This is a genomic window from Gluconobacter aidae (assembly GCF_009547075.1).
Classification (GTDB): domain Bacteria; phylum Pseudomonadota; class Alphaproteobacteria; order Acetobacterales; family Acetobacteraceae; genus Gluconobacter; species Gluconobacter aidae.
On the sequence record NZ_WIPH01000088.1, the window covers coordinates 1 to 2,128 of the forward strand.

Sequence of the window (2,128 nt, forward strand, 5' to 3'; positions counted from 1 at the left end):
GGCCTGCCTCCTTTGCTCAGGACACTCCGGGCTTGACGGCCTGTCCCGTCGCCCGTCTTGGCCGGTGGCAGGATGGGCTCAGGAAAACGCCACCGTCGTTCCACTCTCGTCGCCGCCAGTGTGCTCGCCGCACGGGCAGGATGGGTCTAGGAAAACGACAGGTATTCATGAAGTCATCAAGAAATCTTTTTACTTGTCATGCAAAAATAAAGCGCGTTTTATGGCGGTTTTCTGCGTTTTCTCTCTTGTAAGAAAAGGCCAAAAAGGCTATCTTTTACTTGTCGAGAGGGATTGGCCCTCAAGACAAAGCGCCCCGAACGGTATTGGTACTACCGAACGGGACTTCGCTAGACTAGAAAGGTTCGTTTCATGTCCGACGCAGCAACCACAATCGCACCGAAGGCCCAGAACCGCAAGGCTGCAAACAAGGCCAGCCCCGCCGCCGTCCGCCGTTTCAACGAAGCCCGCGAGCGCACCAAGGCCATTGCCGCTCCCACGCTGGCAGACGTCATGCGCCTTGCCCCCAACGATGACAAGATCGCCGCTATCGTTCAGCATTTCGGTTTCGAGGCTGGCGACTATGACGAGCTGATGGGGGCCGGTCTCAGCATGATCCGCGACCAGTACACGCTTCTTGAGGATGTGCTTGTCGTCACCGACTTCCGGGGCGAGCGCAATTTCAAGGCCATGGAAATGCACCTTGGCCGCATCGTGGACGGCCTGATCCGCTCTGCCTATGGTGCCGCCAACTTCTATGAGAACAAGCGCCAGATTGCCCGCGACGAACAGAACTCTTTCAGCAACGAAAGCCGCGACGAAGACCGCCAAGGCATCGACGGCGGGGAAAACCGCGTAGATCGGGCCGTCCGTTTCGCTGCACAGCAGGCCCCCAAGGCTTACGCGCTCGCCGTCATGGCTCAGGGCGCATGTGACGCCTACCGCGAACTGATCGGGGAAGACTGGAAGCCTTACGTCAAGGACAACGCCCGCAGCCTCACCGAGAACGTCCGCGCCGCACAATGGGGGGCCGTTCTCTAACCCCCACAGGCCGGGCCAGCAGGTCCGGCCACTCACCGGGGCCGCGCTGACGGCCTCGGCTCTGCCCTCGGCCTCTTCTCCCGTCCGCCCTTTTCTTTCTCCCGTCGTTTTTTCCAGGAAAGCGGACGCGCCTCGTCGGCGCGAAGTGTTTTGCCCCCAAGTGCTCGCCCCCCACAGGGGGGCTGCGCCAAGGCAACCGAAAGAGGCAAGCGTGGAATTGCCTCCCTTAACGCGGTTTCCTAGTCTCGAACGAAGTTACTTCCAGAGAGGCCATAATGCTTTCAAGAAATGCGTCGTTCGTTAAAGGTCACACGATGAGGCTGGACGACTACCGGTTTGACGGGCCGGGAGATATTGGAAGCGCTGAAAAGCCTTCCACCTGGCTCTGTGGCATTGAATTTGGTGACTCCGAAAATACAAATCCTGCCCTGGTCGCGGAAGAAGGTTTTTCAGTTGAAAAGCAATGGGGATACCCCGGAGGATACAATCGAAAAGCCCACAAGCTGCTCTGTTGCATCGAGGGTTATCCCATCAGCGAAGCCTTCGAGTTTGCAAAAGAAAGAAGCATTTTCGCGTCTCCAGACTGCGGCTACATGCTCACAAACCTCTTCCCGGAAAACTGCCTAACCGTCGATACATGGTCCGCTGAAGCGCAGGAGCGCACAGGCTTCGCAAGCAAGGCCGATTACATCGCATATGTCAGAAATGTTTGCTTCAAGACAATGAGAGCGCAGGTCAAGGAGCATAGACCAAAACTGTTTATTGGCGTCGGCGTAACACACGAGCGAGATTTCGTGAGCATCGCATCTGAGCCAGAAATCAAGTGTGAACTCGCCGAGTTCAAGGTTGGAAACCACACAAAGCGGATCAGGCTCTATCCCGGAGAGACACCTCTCGCCGTGGTCCCGCATCTGACCAGTGCTGGTGGCCTCAATAGCAATGAGTCCATCGAAATGACCGGAAAAATCATCCGAGAACGGCTCCTTTAACCGGGCGGCCCTGAAGGGTTCGCGCGCTCTATTCCGCTAGGCTCCTGCGTCGCCAAGCTCCACCGAGCCCCGACGTCCAGCCGCCCTCAACCGGGCGTCTA

At 57.7% G+C, this 2,128-nt stretch carries 2 protein-coding genes; both read left to right on the forward strand.

Annotated features, from left to right (window positions below; genetic code table 11):
- Window positions 1-369: 369 nt before the first annotated feature.
- A complete protein-coding gene (locus GFJ39_RS13795) occupies window positions 370-1,038 on the forward strand; it encodes a hypothetical protein (protein WP_062028005.1) in 669 nt (222 codons plus the stop codon).
- Window positions 1,039-1,352: 314 nt separating this feature from the next.
- A complete protein-coding gene (locus GFJ39_RS13800) occupies window positions 1,353-2,027 on the forward strand; it encodes a hypothetical protein (protein ID WP_153432023.1) in 675 nt (224 codons plus the stop codon).
- The last annotated feature ends 101 nt before the right edge of the window (window positions 2,028-2,128 follow it).

Excerpts from the sequence above, each read along its gene's own strand:
- GFJ39_RS13795 (WP_062028005.1), top strand. The coding sequence starts at position 370 with ATGTCCGACGCAGCAACCACAATCGCACCGAAGGCCCAGAACCGCAAG.
- GFJ39_RS13800 (WP_153432023.1), top strand. The coding sequence starts at position 1,353 with ATGAGGCTGGACGACTACCGGTTTGACGGGCCGGGAGATATTGGAAGC.